Annotated in this window: 31 protein-coding genes; all 31 read left to right on the forward strand. The window is 43.7% G+C overall.

The genetic code is table 11. The annotated features are described in order from the left end of the window. Window positions 1-69 precede the first annotated feature (69 nt). The 31 genes from rpsL (at window position 70) to BTO09_RS09940 (ending at window position 16,680) form a co-directional block, all read left to right on the forward strand. A complete protein-coding gene (gene rpsL / locus BTO09_RS09790) occupies window positions 70-444 on the forward strand; it encodes a 30S ribosomal protein S12 (RefSeq protein ID WP_087524602.1) in 375 nt (124 codons plus the stop codon). A gap of 24 nt (window positions 445-468) precedes the next feature. Further along, entirely contained in the window at window positions 469-945 is a 477-nt protein-coding gene (gene rpsG / locus BTO09_RS09795) for a 30S ribosomal protein S7 (RefSeq protein WP_087524603.1), read from the forward strand. 8 nt (window positions 946-953) lie between these two features. Next, a complete protein-coding gene (gene fusA, locus BTO09_RS09800; protein ID WP_087524604.1) occupies window positions 954-3,086 on the forward strand; it encodes an elongation factor G in 2,133 nt (710 codons plus the stop codon). Between the two features lie 10 nt (window positions 3,087-3,096). After that, window positions 3,097-3,402, forward strand: a complete 306-nt coding sequence (rpsJ, locus tag BTO09_RS09805) for a 30S ribosomal protein S10 (RefSeq protein ID WP_010181931.1) — start codon at window positions 3,097-3,099, stop codon at window positions 3,400-3,402. A gap of 166 nt (window positions 3,403-3,568) precedes the next feature. Beyond that, on the forward strand, window positions 3,569-4,180 hold the full coding sequence (gene rplC, locus BTO09_RS09810) for a 50S ribosomal protein L3 (RefSeq protein ID WP_087524605.1): 612 nt from the start codon (window positions 3,569-3,571) through the stop codon (window positions 4,178-4,180). Further along, on the forward strand, window positions 4,180-4,809 hold the full coding sequence (gene rplD, locus BTO09_RS09815; RefSeq protein ID WP_087524606.1) for a 50S ribosomal protein L4: 630 nt from the start codon (window positions 4,180-4,182) through the stop codon (window positions 4,807-4,809). The genes rplC and rplD overlap by 1 nt, the downstream gene beginning before the upstream one ends. A gap of 6 nt (window positions 4,810-4,815) precedes the next feature. After that, the gene (rplW, locus tag BTO09_RS09820; protein WP_087524607.1) at window positions 4,816-5,106 is read left to right on the forward strand and encodes a 50S ribosomal protein L23; all 291 of its coding nucleotides are present in this window, start codon (window positions 4,816-4,818) and stop codon (window positions 5,104-5,106) included. Between the two features lie 26 nt (window positions 5,107-5,132). Beyond that, entirely contained in the window at window positions 5,133-5,957 is an 825-nt protein-coding gene (rplB, locus tag BTO09_RS09825) for a 50S ribosomal protein L2 (RefSeq protein WP_087524608.1), read from the forward strand. Window positions 5,958-5,963: 6 nt separating this feature from the next. Continuing rightward, a complete protein-coding gene (gene rpsS / locus BTO09_RS09830) occupies window positions 5,964-6,242 on the forward strand; it encodes a 30S ribosomal protein S19 (RefSeq protein WP_087524609.1) in 279 nt (92 codons plus the stop codon). Between the two features lie 6 nt (window positions 6,243-6,248). After that, on the forward strand, window positions 6,249-6,656 hold the full coding sequence (gene rplV / locus BTO09_RS09835) for a 50S ribosomal protein L22 (RefSeq protein WP_087524610.1): 408 nt from the start codon (window positions 6,249-6,251) through the stop codon (window positions 6,654-6,656). A 7-nt stretch (window positions 6,657-6,663) separates the two neighbouring features. Continuing rightward, window positions 6,664-7,380, forward strand: a complete 717-nt coding sequence (gene rpsC / locus BTO09_RS09840) for a 30S ribosomal protein S3 (RefSeq protein WP_087524611.1) — start codon at window positions 6,664-6,666, stop codon at window positions 7,378-7,380. 19 nt (window positions 7,381-7,399) lie between these two features. Beyond that, window positions 7,400-7,819 carry a 50S ribosomal protein L16 gene (gene rplP / locus BTO09_RS09845; RefSeq protein ID WP_087524612.1) on the forward strand — a complete coding sequence of 140 codons (420 nt, stop codon included), beginning with the start codon at window positions 7,400-7,402 and terminating at the stop codon, window positions 7,817-7,819. Between the two features lie 11 nt (window positions 7,820-7,830). Then, the gene (gene rpmC, locus BTO09_RS09850; protein ID WP_087524613.1) at window positions 7,831-8,022 is read left to right on the forward strand and encodes a 50S ribosomal protein L29; all 192 of its coding nucleotides are present in this window, start codon (window positions 7,831-7,833) and stop codon (window positions 8,020-8,022) included. A gap of 16 nt (window positions 8,023-8,038) precedes the next feature. Next, complete coding sequence (rpsQ, locus tag BTO09_RS09855; protein WP_087524614.1) at window positions 8,039-8,296, forward strand: 30S ribosomal protein S17; 258 nt, start codon at window positions 8,039-8,041, stop codon at window positions 8,294-8,296. A 2-nt stretch (window positions 8,297-8,298) separates the two neighbouring features. After that, the gene (gene rplN / locus BTO09_RS09860; RefSeq protein ID WP_087524615.1) at window positions 8,299-8,667 is read left to right on the forward strand and encodes a 50S ribosomal protein L14; all 369 of its coding nucleotides are present in this window, start codon (window positions 8,299-8,301) and stop codon (window positions 8,665-8,667) included. A 12-nt stretch (window positions 8,668-8,679) separates the two neighbouring features. Then, window positions 8,680-8,994 carry a 50S ribosomal protein L24 gene (gene rplX / locus BTO09_RS09865; RefSeq protein ID WP_087524616.1) on the forward strand — a complete coding sequence of 105 codons (315 nt, stop codon included), beginning with the start codon at window positions 8,680-8,682 and terminating at the stop codon, window positions 8,992-8,994. A 2-nt stretch (window positions 8,995-8,996) separates the two neighbouring features. Continuing rightward, entirely contained in the window at window positions 8,997-9,548 is a 552-nt protein-coding gene (gene rplE, locus BTO09_RS09870; protein WP_087524617.1) for a 50S ribosomal protein L5, read from the forward strand. A 3-nt stretch (window positions 9,549-9,551) separates the two neighbouring features. Then, window positions 9,552-9,821 carry a 30S ribosomal protein S14 gene (gene rpsN, locus BTO09_RS09875; protein WP_087524618.1) on the forward strand — a complete coding sequence of 90 codons (270 nt, stop codon included), beginning with the start codon at window positions 9,552-9,554 and terminating at the stop codon, window positions 9,819-9,821. Window positions 9,822-9,882: 61 nt separating this feature from the next. Continuing rightward, complete coding sequence (gene rpsH / locus BTO09_RS09880) at window positions 9,883-10,284, forward strand: 30S ribosomal protein S8 (RefSeq protein ID WP_087524619.1); 402 nt, start codon at window positions 9,883-9,885, stop codon at window positions 10,282-10,284. Between the two features lie 16 nt (window positions 10,285-10,300). Then, window positions 10,301-10,843: a 50S ribosomal protein L6 gene (gene rplF / locus BTO09_RS09885; protein ID WP_087524620.1), complete on the forward strand. Its 543-nt coding sequence runs from the start codon at window positions 10,301-10,303 to the stop codon at window positions 10,841-10,843. Between the two features lie 11 nt (window positions 10,844-10,854). Further along, a complete protein-coding gene (rplR, locus tag BTO09_RS09890; RefSeq protein ID WP_087524621.1) occupies window positions 10,855-11,205 on the forward strand; it encodes a 50S ribosomal protein L18 in 351 nt (116 codons plus the stop codon). Between the two features lie 3 nt (window positions 11,206-11,208). Next, entirely contained in the window at window positions 11,209-11,733 is a 525-nt protein-coding gene (rpsE, locus tag BTO09_RS09895; protein WP_087524622.1) for a 30S ribosomal protein S5, read from the forward strand. A gap of 11 nt (window positions 11,734-11,744) precedes the next feature. Then, window positions 11,745-11,924: a 50S ribosomal protein L30 gene (gene rpmD / locus BTO09_RS09900; protein WP_087524623.1), complete on the forward strand. Its 180-nt coding sequence runs from the start codon at window positions 11,745-11,747 to the stop codon at window positions 11,922-11,924. Window positions 11,925-11,934: 10 nt separating this feature from the next. Continuing rightward, window positions 11,935-12,387 carry a 50S ribosomal protein L15 gene (gene rplO / locus BTO09_RS09905; protein ID WP_087524624.1) on the forward strand — a complete coding sequence of 151 codons (453 nt, stop codon included), beginning with the start codon at window positions 11,935-11,937 and terminating at the stop codon, window positions 12,385-12,387. A gap of 13 nt (window positions 12,388-12,400) precedes the next feature. Continuing rightward, complete coding sequence (gene secY, locus BTO09_RS09910) at window positions 12,401-13,744, forward strand: preprotein translocase subunit SecY (protein WP_087524625.1); 1,344 nt, start codon at window positions 12,401-12,403, stop codon at window positions 13,742-13,744. 1 nt (window position 13,745) lies between these two features. Further along, entirely contained in the window at window positions 13,746-13,961 is a 216-nt protein-coding gene (gene infA / locus BTO09_RS09915; RefSeq protein ID WP_014031991.1) for a translation initiation factor IF-1, read from the forward strand. 122 nt (window positions 13,962-14,083) lie between these two features. Then, the gene (ykgO, locus tag BTO09_RS09920) at window positions 14,084-14,200 is read left to right on the forward strand and encodes a type B 50S ribosomal protein L36 (protein ID WP_010519235.1); all 117 of its coding nucleotides are present in this window, start codon (window positions 14,084-14,086) and stop codon (window positions 14,198-14,200) included. A 2-nt stretch (window positions 14,201-14,202) separates the two neighbouring features. After that, on the forward strand, window positions 14,203-14,577 hold the full coding sequence (gene rpsM / locus BTO09_RS09925; RefSeq protein WP_087524626.1) for a 30S ribosomal protein S13: 375 nt from the start codon (window positions 14,203-14,205) through the stop codon (window positions 14,575-14,577). Between the two features lie 11 nt (window positions 14,578-14,588). Then, window positions 14,589-14,978: a 30S ribosomal protein S11 gene (gene rpsK, locus BTO09_RS09930; protein WP_087524627.1), complete on the forward strand. Its 390-nt coding sequence runs from the start codon at window positions 14,589-14,591 to the stop codon at window positions 14,976-14,978. Window positions 14,979-15,056: 78 nt separating this feature from the next. Next, window positions 15,057-15,662: a 30S ribosomal protein S4 gene (rpsD, locus tag BTO09_RS09935; RefSeq protein WP_087524628.1), complete on the forward strand. Its 606-nt coding sequence runs from the start codon at window positions 15,057-15,059 to the stop codon at window positions 15,660-15,662. A gap of 25 nt (window positions 15,663-15,687) precedes the next feature. After that, entirely contained in the window at window positions 15,688-16,680 is a 993-nt protein-coding gene (locus BTO09_RS09940; protein ID WP_087524629.1) for a DNA-directed RNA polymerase subunit alpha, read from the forward strand. The last annotated feature ends 30 nt before the right edge of the window (window positions 16,681-16,710 follow it).

The raw sequence follows: 16,710 nt of genomic DNA on the forward strand, positions 1-16,710 counted from the left end.
TTTATTTCTACCTTTGCATGCCCTTAAAAAGGGCCTTTTAGATTTTAAAAAAGTATAACAAAGGATTTTATGCCAACAATTTCACAATTAGTACGAAAAGGAAGATCCAAAATAACCAAGAAGAGCAAATCGGCTGCTTTGGATTCGTGCCCTCAAAGAAGAGGGGTATGTACTCGTGTGTACACTACCACACCTAAGAAACCTAACTCAGCGATGAGAAAGGTTGCTCGTGTGCGTCTTACCAACGGTAAGGAAGTGAACGCCTACATCCCTGGAGAAGGACACAATCTACAAGAACACTCGATAGTATTGGTTAGAGGAGGAAGGGTAAAAGATTTGCCGGGAGTTCGTTATCACATTGTACGTGGGGCACTTGACACCGCTGGTGTTGAAGGCCGTCTACAACGTAGATCGAAGTACGGAGCGAAACGCCCAAAGAAGTAAATTAACACCCGTTAAAGCGAAGACATGAGAAAAAGACAAGCAAAAAAACGTCCGCTTTTACCAGATCCAAAGTTTAATGATCAATTGGTTACACGTTTTGTGAACAATTTGATGTGGGACGGTAAAAAGTCAGTGGCGTTCAAGATATTCTACGACGCGATCGACATCGTTGACGAGAAAAAACAAGACGACGAAAAAACGGCTCTTGAGCTTTGGAAGGATGCTCTTTCAAACGTTATGCCTCACGTAGAGGTGCGTAGCCGTCGAGTGGGAGGAGCTACATTCCAGATCCCAATGCAAATCAGACCAGACCGTAAGGTTTCTACAGCTATGAAGTGGTTGATTCTTTATGCGCGTAAGCGTAATGAGAAGTCAATGGCTCAGAAATTGGCTGCAGAGATCCTAGCTGCGGCTAAGGAAGAAGGAGCTGCTGTTAAGAAGCGCGTTGATACGCACAAGATGGCAGAAGCAAACAAAGCATTCTCACACTTTAGATTCTAAGAAATAAAATGGCAAGAGATTTAAAATTCACTAGAAATATCGGGATCGCCGCTCACATTGATGCGGGTAAAACCACTACGACTGAGCGTATCCTATACTATACCGGTGTTAGTCACAAGATTGGTGAGGTACACGATGGTGCTGCAACCATGGACTGGATGGAGCAAGAGCAGGAGCGTGGTATTACAATTACCTCTGCTGCAACCACTTGTACTTGGAATTTCCCACTTGAGAACGGGAAGCCAACTCCAGATACTAAGGGCTACCACTTCAACATCATCGATACTCCTGGTCACGTTGACTTTACTGTAGAGGTAAACCGTTCTTTACGTGTACTTGACGGCTTGGTATTCTTGTTCTCTGCGGTAGACGGAGTTGAGCCTCAATCTGAGACCAACTGGCGTTTAGCAGACAACTACAAAGTACCACGTATCGGTTTTGTAAACAAGATGGACCGTCAAGGGTCAAACTTTATGGCGGTATGTCAGCAGGTAAAAGACATGTTGAAGTCTAACGCAGTGCCAATTGTAATGAACATTGGTGATGAGGCAGACTTTAAAGGTATCGTTGACCTTGTAAAGAACCGCGCCATTATCTGGCACGATGAAACACAAGGATCTACTTTTGACGTAGTGGACATTCCAGAAGAATTGAAAGAAGAGGCTGCTATGTTGCGCGGACAACTTATTGAAGAAGTTGCTGCTTACGACGAGAACCTTTTGGAGAAATTCATGGAAGACGAAAACTCCATTACTGAAGAAGAAGTTCACGCTGCACTACGTGCTGCTGTAATGGATATGAGTATCATTCCAATGATCTGTGGATCAGCATTTAAGAACAAAGGTGTTCAGTTCCTATTGGACGCTGTTTGTCGTTACTTGCCTTCTCCAACAGACAAAGAAGGTATTGTAGGGATGAACCCTGATACTGATAAAGAAGAAATTCGCAAGCCTGATGTTAAGGAGCCGTTTGCGGCCCTTGCCTTTAAGATCGCTACCGATCCTTTCGTAGGTCGTTTGGCATTCTTTAGAGCTTATTCAGGACGTTTGGATGCAGGTTCTTACGTATTGAACAACCGTTCTGGTAAGAAAGAGCGTATCTCTCGTATTTACCAAATGCACTCGAACAAGCAGAACGCTATCGAATATATTGAAGCTGGTGATATTGGAGCAGCTGTTGGATTTAAGGACATCAAAACTGGTGATACCCTATCTGACGAGAAAAACCCAATCGTACTAGAAAGTATGGACTTCCCAGATCCGGTAATCGGTATCGCGGTTGAGCCTAAGACTAAGGCAGACGTAGATAAACTAGGTATGGCCTTGTCTAAATTGGCAGAAGAGGATCCGACCTTTACAGTGCGTACTGATGAGGCTTCAGGTCAAACCATTATCTCTGGTATGGGTGAGCTTCACTTGGATATCATTGTAGATCGTTTGAGACGTGAGTTCAAGGTTGAAGTAAACCAAGGACAGCCTCAGGTAGAGTACAAAGAAGCTATCACAGCGAAAGCAGATCACAGAGAGGTTTACAAGAAGCAATCTGGTGGTCGTGGTAAGTTCGCAGATATCGTATTTACTATGGAGCCTCTTGAGGACGAAACCAAAACTGGTCTTGAGTTTGTTAACGAGATCAAAGGTGGTAACGTACCAAAAGAATACGTTCCAGCTGTAGAGAAAGGTTTCAGAGAAGCTATGAAGAACGGTCCTTTGGCTGGTTTCGAAATGGATTCGATGAAAGTTACTTTAAAGGATGGATCTTTCCACCCGGTGGATTCGGATTCACTTTCTTTCGAATTGGCTGCAAAACTAGGTTACAAAGCTGCTGCTAAGGCTGCACGTGCTGTGATCCTAGAGCCGATCATGAAGTTGGAAGTAATTACTCCGGAAGAGAACATGGGTGATATTGTTGGAGACTTGAACCGTCGTCGCGGACAAGTAAACAACATGGGAGATCGCGCAGGAGCTAAGGTTGTTAAGGCCGAGGTGCCACTTTCTGAAATGTTTGGATACGTAACTACTTTGCGTACCCTATCTTCAGGTCGTGCGACTTCTACCATGGAATTCTCTCACTATGCAGAAACTCCTTCTAACATCTCAGAAGAAGTGATCGCTGCCGCTAGAGGAACTGCTAACGTATAATATTCAACAGATGAGTCAGAAAATAAGAATCAAACTTAAATCTTACGATCACAATTTGGTAGACAAATCTGCTGAAAAAATCGTAAAGACCGTAAAGAGTACCGGTGCTGTTGTAACTGGACCAATTCCATTACCAACACACAAGAAGATCTTTACTGTATTGCGTTCACCACACGTGAACAAGAAGTCACGCGAACAATTCCAATTGAGCTCTTACAAGCGTCTTTTGGACATCTATTCGTCTTCTTCTAAGACCATCGATGCTTTGATGAAACTTGAATTGCCAAGTGGAGTTGAAGTAGAGATCAAGGTGTAATGCACTACGAGCTTCCCAATTTGGCGGGAAGTGAACATGTCCCGAGCGGTTGTCGAGGGAAAAACGGAAAAAATACATTCAGGGTTGAAGGTATTTTGACCCTGAATTTTTTTGAAATAGGAAGCTAAAGGCTTCAAAATAAATAAGTAAATAACAATTAATAATTATGTCTGGGTTAATAGGAAAAAAGATAGGAATGACCAGCATCTTTGACGAGAACGGGAAGAACATCCCTTGTACCGTGATCGAAGCAGGTCCCTGTGTTGTTACCCAAGTCAGAACCACTGAGGTTGACGGGTATGAAGCTCTTCAACTTGGTTTCGATGACGCTAAAAAGGCAAACATGGCTGCCGCTGGGCACGCCAAGAAAGCTGGAACCGTTGCAAAACGTAAAGTCGCCGAATTCCAAGGATTTGAAGAGGAGTATAAACTAGGTGATACGATCACCGTAGAACACTTCGCAGAAGGAGAATTTGTTGATGTATCTGGTACATCAAAAGGAAAAGGATTCCAAGGGGTGGTAAAGCGCCACGGATTTGGCGGGGTTGGACAGGCCACTCACGGTCAACACAACCGACTACGTGCTCCTGGTTCTATTGGTGCGGCATCTTATCCTGCACGTGTATTCAAAGGAATGCGCATGGCAGGTCAGATGGGCAACGAGAAAGTAAAAGTTCAAAACTTGCGTGTATTGAAAGTAGTTCCTGAAAAGAATCTACTTGTTGTGAAAGGGTGTGTACCTGGACATAAGAACGCTTACGTAACCATTCAGAAATAATGAAAGTAGCAGTATTAGATAAGAACGGAAAAGAAACCGGAAGACAAGTAACCTTGTCTAAGGAGGTTTTCGCAGTAGAGGCTAATGAGCATGCTGTTTACTTAGATGTAAAGCAATACCTAGCAAATCAGCGTCAAGGGACTCACAAGTCTAAAGAGCGCGCTGAGATCGCAGGGTCTACTCGCAAGATCAAAAAGCAAAAAGGTACGGGTACTGCTCGTGCTGGTAGTATCAAATCTCCTGTATTTAAAGGAGGAGGTCGCATCTTCGGACCAAGACCGCGTAACTACGGCTTTAAATTGAATAAGAACCTGAAGCGTTTGGCTCGTAAGTCAGCTTTGACTATGAAGGCAAACGACAAGGCAATCCTAGTTGTAGAGGACTTCCAGATGGATGCTCCTAAGACTCAGGAATTCTCTCAAGTGATTAAGAATCTGGGACTTGAAAACAAAAAGTCTTTGTTCGTGTTGGGAGAGTCAAATAATAACCTATATTTGTCGTCTCGTAATTTAAAAGGTGCTGAAGTTATAACTAACTCAGAATTAAACACTTACAAAATTATGAATGCAAGTAGCGTAGTGTTATTTGAAGGTTCTTTGGAAGGAATTGAAACAAACTTAAGTAAATAAGAAGCGATGAGTGTCTTAATAAAACCCATTATTACGGAAAAGGCTACTGCAGCTGTAGAAGAATTAAACGTCTACGGATTTGAGGTAGCTCCGACGGCGAATAAGGTAGAAATTAAGAAGGCAGTCGAGGCTGCTTACGGCGTTTCTGTTACTAAAGTTCGCACAATAAATGTCCGCCCAGATCGACGTACTCGTTACACGCGTACAGGGATCCAAACTGGTAAAACAAATGCTTACAAGAAAGCACTTGTACAGGTGGCGGAAGGTGATACAATTGATTTTTACAGTAACATCTAGAATTTCTAGAAACTAAAACGACAATAATGTCAGTAAGAAAATTAAAGCCTGTCACCCCAGCGCAGCGATTTAGAGTAGTAAATGGTTTTGACGCCATTACTACTGACAAGCCGGAGAAAAGCCTATTGGCTCCGAAAAAACGTTCTGGGGGTAGAAACAGTCAAGGAAGAATGACCATGCGCTACAAAGGTGGTGGTCACAAGAGAAAGTATCGAATCATCGATTTCAAGAGAGACAAGACCGGAGTTCCTGGTACTGTTGCCTCTATTCAGTATGATCCGAACAGAACCGCGTTTATCGCCCTGTTGAACTATCAGGATGGTGAAAAGCGTTACATCATAGCCCAAAACGGTCTTCAAGTAGGTCAGAACGTTGTTTCTGGCGAGAAGGTGGCTCCTGAGATCGGGAACGCCATGCCGTTATCGGATATTCCACTAGGTACTATTATTTCATGTATTGAACTACGTCCAGGACAGGGAGCTGTTATGGCGCGTAGTGCTGGTGCTTTCGCACAGCTTATGGCTCGTGACGGAAAGTACGCTACCGTGAAACTTCCATCTGGTGAGACCCGTTTGATTTTAGTGACTTGTATGGCAACTATCGGAGCTGTTTCTAACAGTGACCACCAGTTGTTGGTGTCTGGTAAGGCAGGACGCAGCCGTTGGTTGGGTCGTCGTCCAAGAACCAGACCAGTAGTGATGAACCCAGTCGATCACCCAATGGGTGGTGGTGAAGGGAAGTCCTCTGGAGGTCACCCACGTTCTAGAAATGGTATTCCTGCTAAAGGATTTAGAACCCGTTCTAAGACGAAAGCGAGTAATAAGTACATTGTAGAACGTAGAAAGAAATAATAAGATATGGCACGTTCATTAAAGAAAGGACCTTACGTTCACTATAAATTAGAGAAGAAAGTTCAGCAGAATGTTGAGTCGAACAAGAAAAGCGTTATCAAGACTTGGTCTCGCGCTTCTATGATCACTCCGGATTTTGTTGGTCAGACCATTGCTGTTCATAACGGACGTCAGTTTGTTCCTGTTTACGTAACAGAGAACATGGTAGGTCATAAACTAGGAGAGTTTTCGCCAACACGTTCCTTTAGAGGACACGCAGGGGCTAAAAACAAAGGAAAAAAATAATACGCCATGGGAGTTCGTAAAAGAGAAAGAGCCGAGCAAATCAAAGAAGCCAAACGAAACATGGCTTTTGCTAAGTTGAATAACTGCCCTACATCTCCTCGCAAGATGCGTCTGGTAGCAGACCTTATCCGCGGAGAGAAAGTAGACAAGGCGTTGAACATATTGCGCTTCAGCCAAAAAGAAGCTGCTGGTCGTTTAGAGAAGCTTTTGCTTTCGGCCATCGCTAACTGGCAAGCCAAGAACGAAGAAGCTGACGTTGAGTCTGCAGATCTTTTTGTAAAAGAGATCCGCGTAGACAGCGCTAGCATGCTAAAGCGTTTGCGTACTGCTCCGCAGGGACGCGCGCACAGAATTAGAAAACGCTCTAACCATGTAACCTTGGTACTAGGAGCAAACGATAACTCACAAAGCTAGAAAGTAAATGGGACAGAAAACAAATCCAATCGGAAATCGCCTTGGAATTATCAGAGGATGGGAATCTAACTGGTATGGTGGCCGTGATTACGGTGACAAATTGGCCGAGGATGACAAGATTAGAAAATATGTTCACGCTCGTTTATCGAAAGCTAGTGTGTCACGTGTAATTATTGAGCGTACGCTTAAACTTGTAACCGTTACTATCACAACGGCTCGCCCAGGTATCATTATTGGTAAGGGTGGTCAAGAGGTAGACAAGTTGAAAGAGGAGCTTAAGAAGATCACCGGAAAAGAAGTACAGATCAACATCTACGAGATCAAGAGACCAGAATTGGACGCACACCTAGTGGCTGCTAGTGTTGCTCGCCAGATCGAAAGCAGAATCTCTTACCGTCGTGCCATCAAGATGGCTATCGCTGCGGCAATGAGAATGAATGCTGAAGGAATCAAGATCCAGATCGCTGGACGTCTTAACGGTGCAGAAATGGCGCGTACGGAGTCTTATAAAGATGGCCGTATCCCATTGTCGACCTTTAGAGCTGATATTGATTATGCACTAGTTGAAGCCCACACTACTTATGGTAGATTGGGTGTAAAAGTGTGGATCATGAAAGGCGAGGTATATGGAAAGAGAGAGCTATCTCCACTAGTTGGTCTTGCTAAGAAGCAAGGCAAAGGTGGCGGTGGTCGCGGAGGAAACAAATCTCGTCGCAGAAAGTAATTATTAAAGACATTTAGACATGTTACAACCTAAAAGAACCAAATTCCGCAAGCAACAGAAGGGGCGCATGAAAGGCAATGCCGGACGTGGAAACCAGCTTTCTTACGGTACCTTCGGAATTAAATCTTTAGATTCTAATTTCTTGACTTCACGTCAAATAGAAGCTGCGCGTATTGCCGCTACACGTTACATGAAGCGGGAAGGACAAATGTGGATCATGATTTTCCCAGATAAGCCAATTACCAAAAAACCACTCGAAGTACGTATGGGTAAAGGTAAAGGTGCTGTGGATCACTGGGCTGCAGTTGTTAAACCCGGTAGAGTGTTGTTTGAAGTATCTGGTGTACCATTTGAAGTTGCTAAAGAAGCACTTCGTTTGGCTGCTCAAAAGCTTCCCGTTAAAACAAAGTTCATTGTGTCCCGAGATTTTCAGGCGTAATTAATTAAGAGATGAAACAAGCAGAGATTAAAGAAGCATCTACCGCCGATCTACAGGAAAAACTTGTAGAGTCTAAGAAGGCTTATACAGATCTTAAGATGGCTCACGCCATTTCACCGTTGGAGAATCCGATTCAGCTTAGAACGCAACGTCGTACTATCGCTAGAATTCAGACCGAACTAACTAAAAGAGAAGTACAGTAAGTACGAAAGCGGAAAGATGGAAAAAAGAAATTTAAGAAAAGAGCGTATCGGGGTAGTAACCTCTAACAAGATGGAGAAATCTATCGTTGTTTCTGAGGTGAAGAAAGTAAAGCACCCGATGTACGGAAAGTTCGTACTTAAGACTAAAAAGTACGTTGCCCACGACGAGCAAAACGACTGCAACGAAGGTGATACTGTACGTATCATGGAAACACGTCCGTTGAGTAAATCGAAGTGTTGGAGACTAGTAGAAATCATTGAAAGAGCTAAGTAATCATGGTACAACAGGAATCAAGACTAAAAGTAGCAGACAATACCGGAGCTAAGGAAGTACTTACTATCCGTGTATTGGGAGGAACCAAGCGTCGTTACGCGTCGATTGGTGACAAGATTGTAGTGACCGTGAAAGAAGCCACTCCAAACGGTACAGTAAAGAAAGGAACCGTTTCTACCGCTGTGGTAGTACGTGTGAAGAAGGAAGTTCGTCGTCCTGATGGATCTTACATCCGTTTTGATGACAACGCCTGTGTACTGTTGAACGCCGCTGGCGAGATGCGCGGAACCCGTGTATTCGGACCTGTAGCGAGAGAGCTTCGCGACAAGCAATTCATGAAGATTGTATCATTGGCACCAGAAGTGCTTTAATCGATCAGACAAATGACAAAGCTGAAAATTAAAACAGGAGATAACGTTACGGTAATTGCCGGAGATCACAAAGGATCTGAAGGGAAGGTACTACGCGTTATGGCTGATGCCAATAAAGCCATCGTTGAAGGTGTGAATCTTGTAAAGAAACACCAGAAGCCAAGTGCGAACAATCCTCAGGGAGGCATCGTAGAGAAAGAAGCTGCCATTCACATTTCTAACCTGTCGCTAATCGACCCTAAATCGGGAGATGCAACACGTGTAGGATACAGAATGGATGACGGGAAAAAAGTACGTTTTTCCAAGAAATCTAATGAAGTAATTTAGTTATGGGCTATACACCAAGACTTAAAGAAGAATACAAAAGCCGCGTTGTAAACGCCCTTACCGATGAGTACGGGTATGCGAACGTAATGCAAGTGCCTAAATTGGAAAAGATTGTTGTTTCCAGAGGTATTGGTGCTGCTGTGGCTGACAAGAAACTTATCGAGTACTCGGTAGAGGAGTTGACTAACATCACTGGTCAAAAGGCTATCCCAACGATCTCTAAGAAAGACGTTGCAACTTTTAAGTTGCGTAAGGGAATGCCAATTGGAGCCATGGTTACTTTGCGCGGAGAGCGCATGTACGAATTCCTAGATCGTTTGATCACATCGGCGTTGCCACGTGTTCGCGATTTCAACGGAATCAAGGCTACAGGTTTTGACGGACGTGGAAACTACTCTTTAGGAGTTACTGAGCAGATCATCTTCCCAGAGATCGACATCGACAAGGTGCGTAAGATCGAAGGGATGAACATCACTTTTGTAACCTCTGCAGAGACCGACAAAGAAGCGAAATCATTATTAACCGAACTGGGACTACCCTTTAAAAAGAACTAAGAGATGGCTAAAGAATCAATGAAAGCCCGCGAGGTAAAAAGAGCCAAACTAGTTGCCAAGTATGCTGAGAAGCGCAAGGCGTTAAAAGAAGCTGGTGATTACGAAGCATTGCAAAAGCTTCCTAAGAACGCTTCTCCAGTACGCATGCACAATCGTTGCAAGCTTACAGGACGTCCTAAAGGTTACATGAGACAATTCGGAATTTCTCGTGTAATGTTTAGAGAGATGGCCAACAAAGGTTTGATTCCAGGAGTTCGCAAAGCAAGCTGGTAAAAGTTTAACTGGTGGAAGGTCCTAAAACAAAAAAGGAAACCCTCACCGCAATCAATTATAAATGACAACAGATCCAATCGCAGATTATCTGACTCGTGTTAGAAATGCAGTAGCTGCTGGCCACCGTGTGGTAGAAGTACCTGCTTCTAACTTGAAAAAAGAGATCACTAAGATCCTTTTCGATCAGGGATTCATTTTGAGCTACAAATTCGAAGACAAGCAAGGTCCTCAGGGAACTATCAAGATCGCTTTGAAGTACGACAAGCTTACCAAAGATCCAGTGATCAAGAAGATTCAAAGAATTAGTAAACCAGGTCTACGTAAGTATGCCGGTGCCAACGAAATGCCTAGAATATTGAATGGTTTAGGAATTGCAATCGTGTCAACTTCTGCGGGAGTTATGACAGGAAAGCAAGCTACTAGCCAGAATGTAGGTGGAGAGGTACTTTGTTACGTATATTAAAAAGAGACTAGAAACCATGTCAAGAATAGGAAAAAGCCCAGTAGCAATCCCTGACGGTGTAACCGTAGAAGTAAACGGGAACACTGTTACAGTAAAAGGGAAGTTAGGCGAGTTAACACAGGAGCTGAGCGATGTTACCGTTTCGGTAGAAGACGGTCAGTTAACTGTGGAGCGTCCTTCAGATCACAAAGACCACCGCGCTAAGCACGGTTTATACCGCGCGCTTATAGCCAATATGGTTCAGGGTGTATCAGAAGGTTGGACCAAGAGTTTGGAACTTGTTGGGGTAGGATACCGCGCAAGCAACCAGGGTCAGAAACTAGACATAGCCATCGGATTTTCACACAACATCGTTATGGACATTGCTCCGGAGGTGAAAGTGGAAACCATTTCTGAAAAAGGAAAGAATCCGATCATCAAATTAACATCTCACGACAAGCAACTTGTAGGTCAAGTAGCGGCTAAGATCCGCAGCTACCGCAAGCCAGAGCCTTACAAAGGAAAAGGTATCAAGTTTGTTGGAGAACAAATCAGAAGAAAAGCAGGTAAATCTGCATAAACAGTTAGGTTATGGCATTATCAAAATCAGATAGAAGAGATAGAATCCGCAACCGTATTCGTAAAACTGTTGCAGGTACCGCACAGCGTCCTAGACTTGCTGTGTTCAGAAGTAATAAAGAGATCTATGCTCAATTGATCGACGACGTGAACGGAGTGACTATCACTGCTGCTTCATCTCGTGACAAAGGGATCAGTGGAGGAAACAAATCAGAAACTGCTAAGGCAGTGGGTGTAGCTATCGCAGAGAAAGCAGTGAAAGCTGGTGTAGAGTCAGTTTCATTCGATCGCGGTGGGTATCTATACCACGGAAGAGTAAAATCATTAGCCGAAGGAGCCCGTGAAGGCGGCTTAAAATTCTAAGATATGTACAAAGATTATAAGAACGTAGAATTAGTAAAACCAGGAGGTCTTGAGCTTAAAGATCGTTTGGTAGGCGTACAACGGGTAACTAAAGTAACCAAAGGTGGTAGAGCTTTCGGATTTTCTGCTATTGTAGTAGTAGGAGACGAGAACGGTGTTGTTGGACACGGACTTGGTAAATCTAAGGATGTAGCTAGCGCTATCGCTAAGGCTGTTGAAGACGCTAAGAAAAACTTGGTACGTATCCCATTGAACAAGGCTACATTGCCACACGAACAAAAAGGTAAATACGGCGGAGCTCGTGTAAACCTTATGCCAGCTGCTCCCGGTACCGGGGTAATTGCAGGTGGTGCTGTACGTGCAGTATTGGAAGCCGTTGGAGTACATGACGTACTTTCTAAGTCGCAAGGTTCGTCTAACCCACACAACGTGGTAAAGGCTACCTTTGATGCTTTGTTGCAAATGCGCAGTGCGCAGACTGTAGCTCAGCAACGCGGTATTTCATTGGAAAAATTGTATAAAGGATAAATCGCACAAGAATGGCAAAGATTAAAGTAACCAAAGTTCGCTCAGCAATCAACCGTACTCAGAACCAAAAGAGAACGTTGGAGGCCTTAGGCCTGCGCAAGATTGGGCAGACCGTAGAGCACGAGGACACGCCAAATATTCTTGGCATGATAAACAAAGTACAACACCTGGTTTCTGTAGAAACCAACTAAGATATTACTCATGGATTTAAGCAACTTAAAACCAGCCGAAGGTTCAGTACATGGCAAAGGCAAGCGCGTAGGGCGCGGGCAAGGTTCCGGTAAAGGTGGAACTGCTACCCGTGGTCACAAAGGTGCCAAGTCACGTTCAGGATATTCTAAGAAATTAGGATTCGAAGGTGGACAAATGCCACTACAACGTCGTGTACCTAAGTTTGGTTTCAAAAATATCAACCGCAAAGAGTACCAAGGAATCAACTTGGATACCCTACAGAAAATGGTTGACGAGAAGAAGATCAAAGACAGCGTGTCAATTGAAGAATTGGTAGCGTTGCGTTTGGCTCACAAGAATGATTTAGTGAAGATTTTAGGAAGAGGAGAACTTAAAGCCAAATTGACCGTAACTGCTCACAAATTTACGGCTACTGCTAAGCAAGCTATCGAAGCTGCTGGTGGTGAAGCCATAACGCTGTAATACATTACTAAGGATGAAGTTTATTGAAACCTTAAAGAATGTTTGGAAAATAGAAGAACTGCGTAACCGCATTCTGGTAACGCTTAGTCTTTTGTTGGTGTATCGATTCGGTGCTCAAGTAGTACTTCCAAATATCGATGCGGCACAATTGGCTGAGTTTTCTGGAAAGTTTGAAGGCGGAGGAATCGGAGCGATCCTAAACGCATTTACCGGAGGGGCTTTTGCCAACGCTTCGGTTTTTGCCTTGGGTATTATGCCGTATATCTCGGCTTCGATTGTGGTACAGCTTATGCAGATCGCAGTTCCTTATTTACAGAAATTACAGAAAGAAGGAGAGAGTGGTCGTAAAAAGATCACCCAGATCACACGTTGGTTGACCATCGCGATCTGTTTGGTACAAGCGCCGAGTTACCTTATTGGTCTTGACGCACTAGGTGTACCGCCAGAGGCGTATATTCTTCCGCGTGGATTCATGTTCTATTTCACCTCTGTGATCATCTTAACTACTGGATGTGTGTTTGCCATGTGGTTGGGTGAAAAGATCACAGATAAAGGAATCGGTAACGGTATCTCACTACTTATTATGGTGGGTATCATTGCTACACTTCCACAGTCTTTTGCACAAGAGATCAACTCGCGTTTGCAAGCTGGTGGTGGTGGAGCTATCATGATTCTTTTAGAATTGGTGATCTGGTTCTTGATCATCCTGGCATCGGTGATGCTTGTGATGGCTGTGCGGAAGATACCGGTGCAGTATGCCCGTAGAACCGCATCTGGAGGATACGAGAAGAATATCTTCGGAGCGCGTCAGTTCATTCCATTGAAGCTGAACGCATCTGGAGTAATGCCGATCATCTTCGCGCAAGCGATCATGTTCGTACCGGCTGCCTTGGCTAGCTTGTCTGAGAGTACTTGGGCAGAGAGTGTACAGGCAGAGTTCAACAATCCGTTTGGACTTTGGTACAATGTGGTGTTCGCGATCTTGATCATCATCTTTACGTATTTCTATACAGCGATCACAGTACCGACCAACAAGATGGCTGACGATCTTAAAAGAAGCGGCGGATTCATTCCAGGTATCAAACCGGGAACAGATACGGCCGAATTCTTAGACCGAGTAATGTCACAAATTACCTTCCCGGGTTCTTTGTTCTTGGCTGCCATTGCAGTATTTCCTGCAGTAGTTCAGAACATCATGGGGATCCAGCAAGGTTGGGCATTGTTCTTCGGTGGTACTTCCCTGCTTATTATGGTTGGGGTGGCTATCGATACCATGCAACAAATTAATTCGTACTTACTCAACCGTCACTATGATGGCTTGATGAAGTCAGGTAAAAACAGAAAAGCAGTAGCATAATATGGCAAAACAACCGGCAATCGAACAAGACGGGACCATCATTGAAGCATTATCCAATGCGATGTTCCGTGTAGAATTAGAGAATGGGCACGTAGTAACGGCTCACATTTCCGGAAAGATGCGTATGCACTACATCAAGTTATTACCAGGAGATAAAGTAAAATTAGAGATGAGCCCATATGATTTAACAAAGGCTCGGATCACCTATAGATACTAAAACATGAATTGAGCTTTGATTCTTTTATTGAAAGCTTAATTGAAACGAGAAAAGAATTAAAGCGAAATCCTGAATCTGAATAATTTTTTATCAGGTTCATCTGAAAGAAAAAATTAGAAGAGATGAAAGTAAGAGCATCTATCAAGAAAAGAAGCGCCGACTGCAAGATCGTACGCAGAAAAGGACGCTTATATGTAATCAACAAAAAGAACCCTAGGTTCAAACAAAGACAAGGATAATTATGGCAAGAATCGCAGGTGTAGATATCCCGAAGCAAAAAAGGGGTGTAATCGCGTTAACCTATATCTATGGAATCGGGAAAAGCCGTGCCAAAGATATATTGGACAAAGCTGGAGTTAGTGAAGACACTAAAGTATCCGAGTGGACCGATGATGAGATCGGGAAAATTCGTGATGCCGTAGGGTATTACAAAATCGAAGGGGAGTTACGTTCAGAGGTACAACTTTCTATCAAGCGTTTGATGGATATCGGTTGTTACCGCGGAATTCGTCACAGAGCTGGTTTACCGCTTCGTGGCCAACGCACCAAGAACAACTCAAGAACCCGTAAAGGAAAACGTAAAACAGTTGCCAACAAGAAGAAGGCTACTAAATAATCACTGAAGCAATGGCAAAGTCTGGTAAAAGTACTAAGAAGAGAAAGGTGGTTGTTGAAGCTGTTGGGGAAGCCCACATTACTGCTTCATTCAATAACATCATCATATCCTTGACAAATAAGAACGGAGACGTTATTTCCTGGTCTTCAGCTGGGAAAATGGGCTTTAGAGGCTCTAAGAAAAACACCCCTTATGCTGCTCAATTAGCGGCAGAAGATGCATGTGGTGTTGCTCATGAAGCTGGTCTTCGCAAAGTAAAGGCCTATGTAAAAGGCCCAGGAAATGGTAGAGAATCTGCCATGCGTACTATCCACAACTCTGGAATTGAGATCACCGAGATCATCGACGTGACTCCAATGCCACACAACGGATGTCGCCCTCCTAAAAGAAGAAGAGTATAATTAATAAGTATAAACCGAAGGGATATTTAGCACTAGAGGACGACCTTAATTTAGTGCTCCTTTCTAACAAATTTTAAAATGGCAAGATATACTGGTCCAAAATCTAAGATCGCTCGTAAATTCGGCGAAGCTATCTTTGGCGACGACAAGTCGTTCGAAAAACGCAATTACCCTCCAGGGCAACACGGTAACAACCGTCGTCGTGGGAAGAAAAGTGAGTACGCTATTCAGTTGGCTGAAAAGCAGAAAGCGAAGTACACCTACGGGATCTTGGAGCGTCAGTTCCGTAACCTTTTCAAAAAAGCAACTGCTGCTCCAGGAATTACTGGTGAGGTATTGTTGCAACTATGTGAGTCTCGTTTAGACAACGTAGTATACCGTATGGGAATCGCTCCAACACGTAGCGGTGCCCGTCAGTTGGTTTCTCACGCACACATCACTGTAAACGGTGGTAAAGTAACTATTCCATCTTACCAGTTGAAGCCTGGAGATGTTGTTGCAGTTCGTGAAAAATCTAAATCGCTTGAAACTATCGAGCGTTCTTTGAGTGCCTCTAGCAATGTGTTCGAATGGATCACATTCAACAACGAGACCAAAGAAGGAACTTTCGTGGCTGTTCCTCAACGAATTCAGATTCCAGAGAACATCAACGAGCAGTTCATCGTAGAATTGTATTCTAAATAATAACCCATACAGGAGTTTTAAAACTATGGCAGTATTTAATTTTCAGAAACCCGACAAAGTAATAATGATCAACTCTACCGAGTTCGAAGGGAAGTTTGAATTCCGTCCCTTGGAGCCTGGCTACGGATTGACCATTGGTAACGCGCTTAGACGTGTGTTGCTTTCGTCTTTGGAAGGGTTTGCAATCACTTCGGTTCGTATCGAAGGGGTCGATCATGAATTTTCGACCATTGCCGGTGTTGTGGAAGACGTAACTGAGATCATTCTCAACCTAAAGCAGATCCGCTTTAAGCGTCAAATCGACGAGATCGACAACGAGACCGTAACCGTTTCCGTTTCTGGAAACGAGCAGCTAACCGCCGGTGACTTCCAGAAATTTATCTCTGGATTCCAGGTGTTAAACCCTGACTTGGTTATTTGCAATATGGATCCTAAGGTTAACTTGAACCTTGAGATCACCATTGAAAAAGGACGTGGATATGTTCCTGCAGAAGAGAACAAGAAAGCCAACGCACCTTTAGGAACGATCTTTACCGATTCTATCTTTACACCGATCAAGAACGTAAAGTACAGTATCGAGAACTATCGTGTTGAGCAGAAGACCGACTACGAAAAGTTGGTATTCGAGATCATCTCCGACGGTTCTATCCATCCTAAAGATGCTTTGACAGAAGCTGCTAAGACTCTTATCCACCACTTCATGTTGTTCAGTGACGAGCGCATCACCCTTGAGGCCGATGAGATCGCACAGACTGAGACTTACGATGAGGAGTCCTTGCATATGCGTCAATTGTTGAAGACCAAATTGATCGATATGGATCTTTCTGTTCGTGCTTTGAACTGTTTGAAAGCTGCGGAGGTAGATACATTAGGAGACTTGGTTTCTTACAACAAGAACGATTTGATGAAGTTCAGAAACTTTGGTAAAAAATCGCTAACTGAGCTAGAAGAGCTTGTAAGCGTTAAAGGCCTAAGCTTCGGAATGGATTTGTCCAAGTACAAACTAGATAGAGACTAATCACAACCGATTAGCAATTTATAAACCCCC

The sequence above is a fragment of the Gilvibacter sp. SZ-19 genome (assembly GCF_002163875.1).
In the GTDB taxonomy this organism is placed as follows: domain Bacteria; phylum Bacteroidota; class Bacteroidia; order Flavobacteriales; family Flavobacteriaceae; genus Gilvibacter.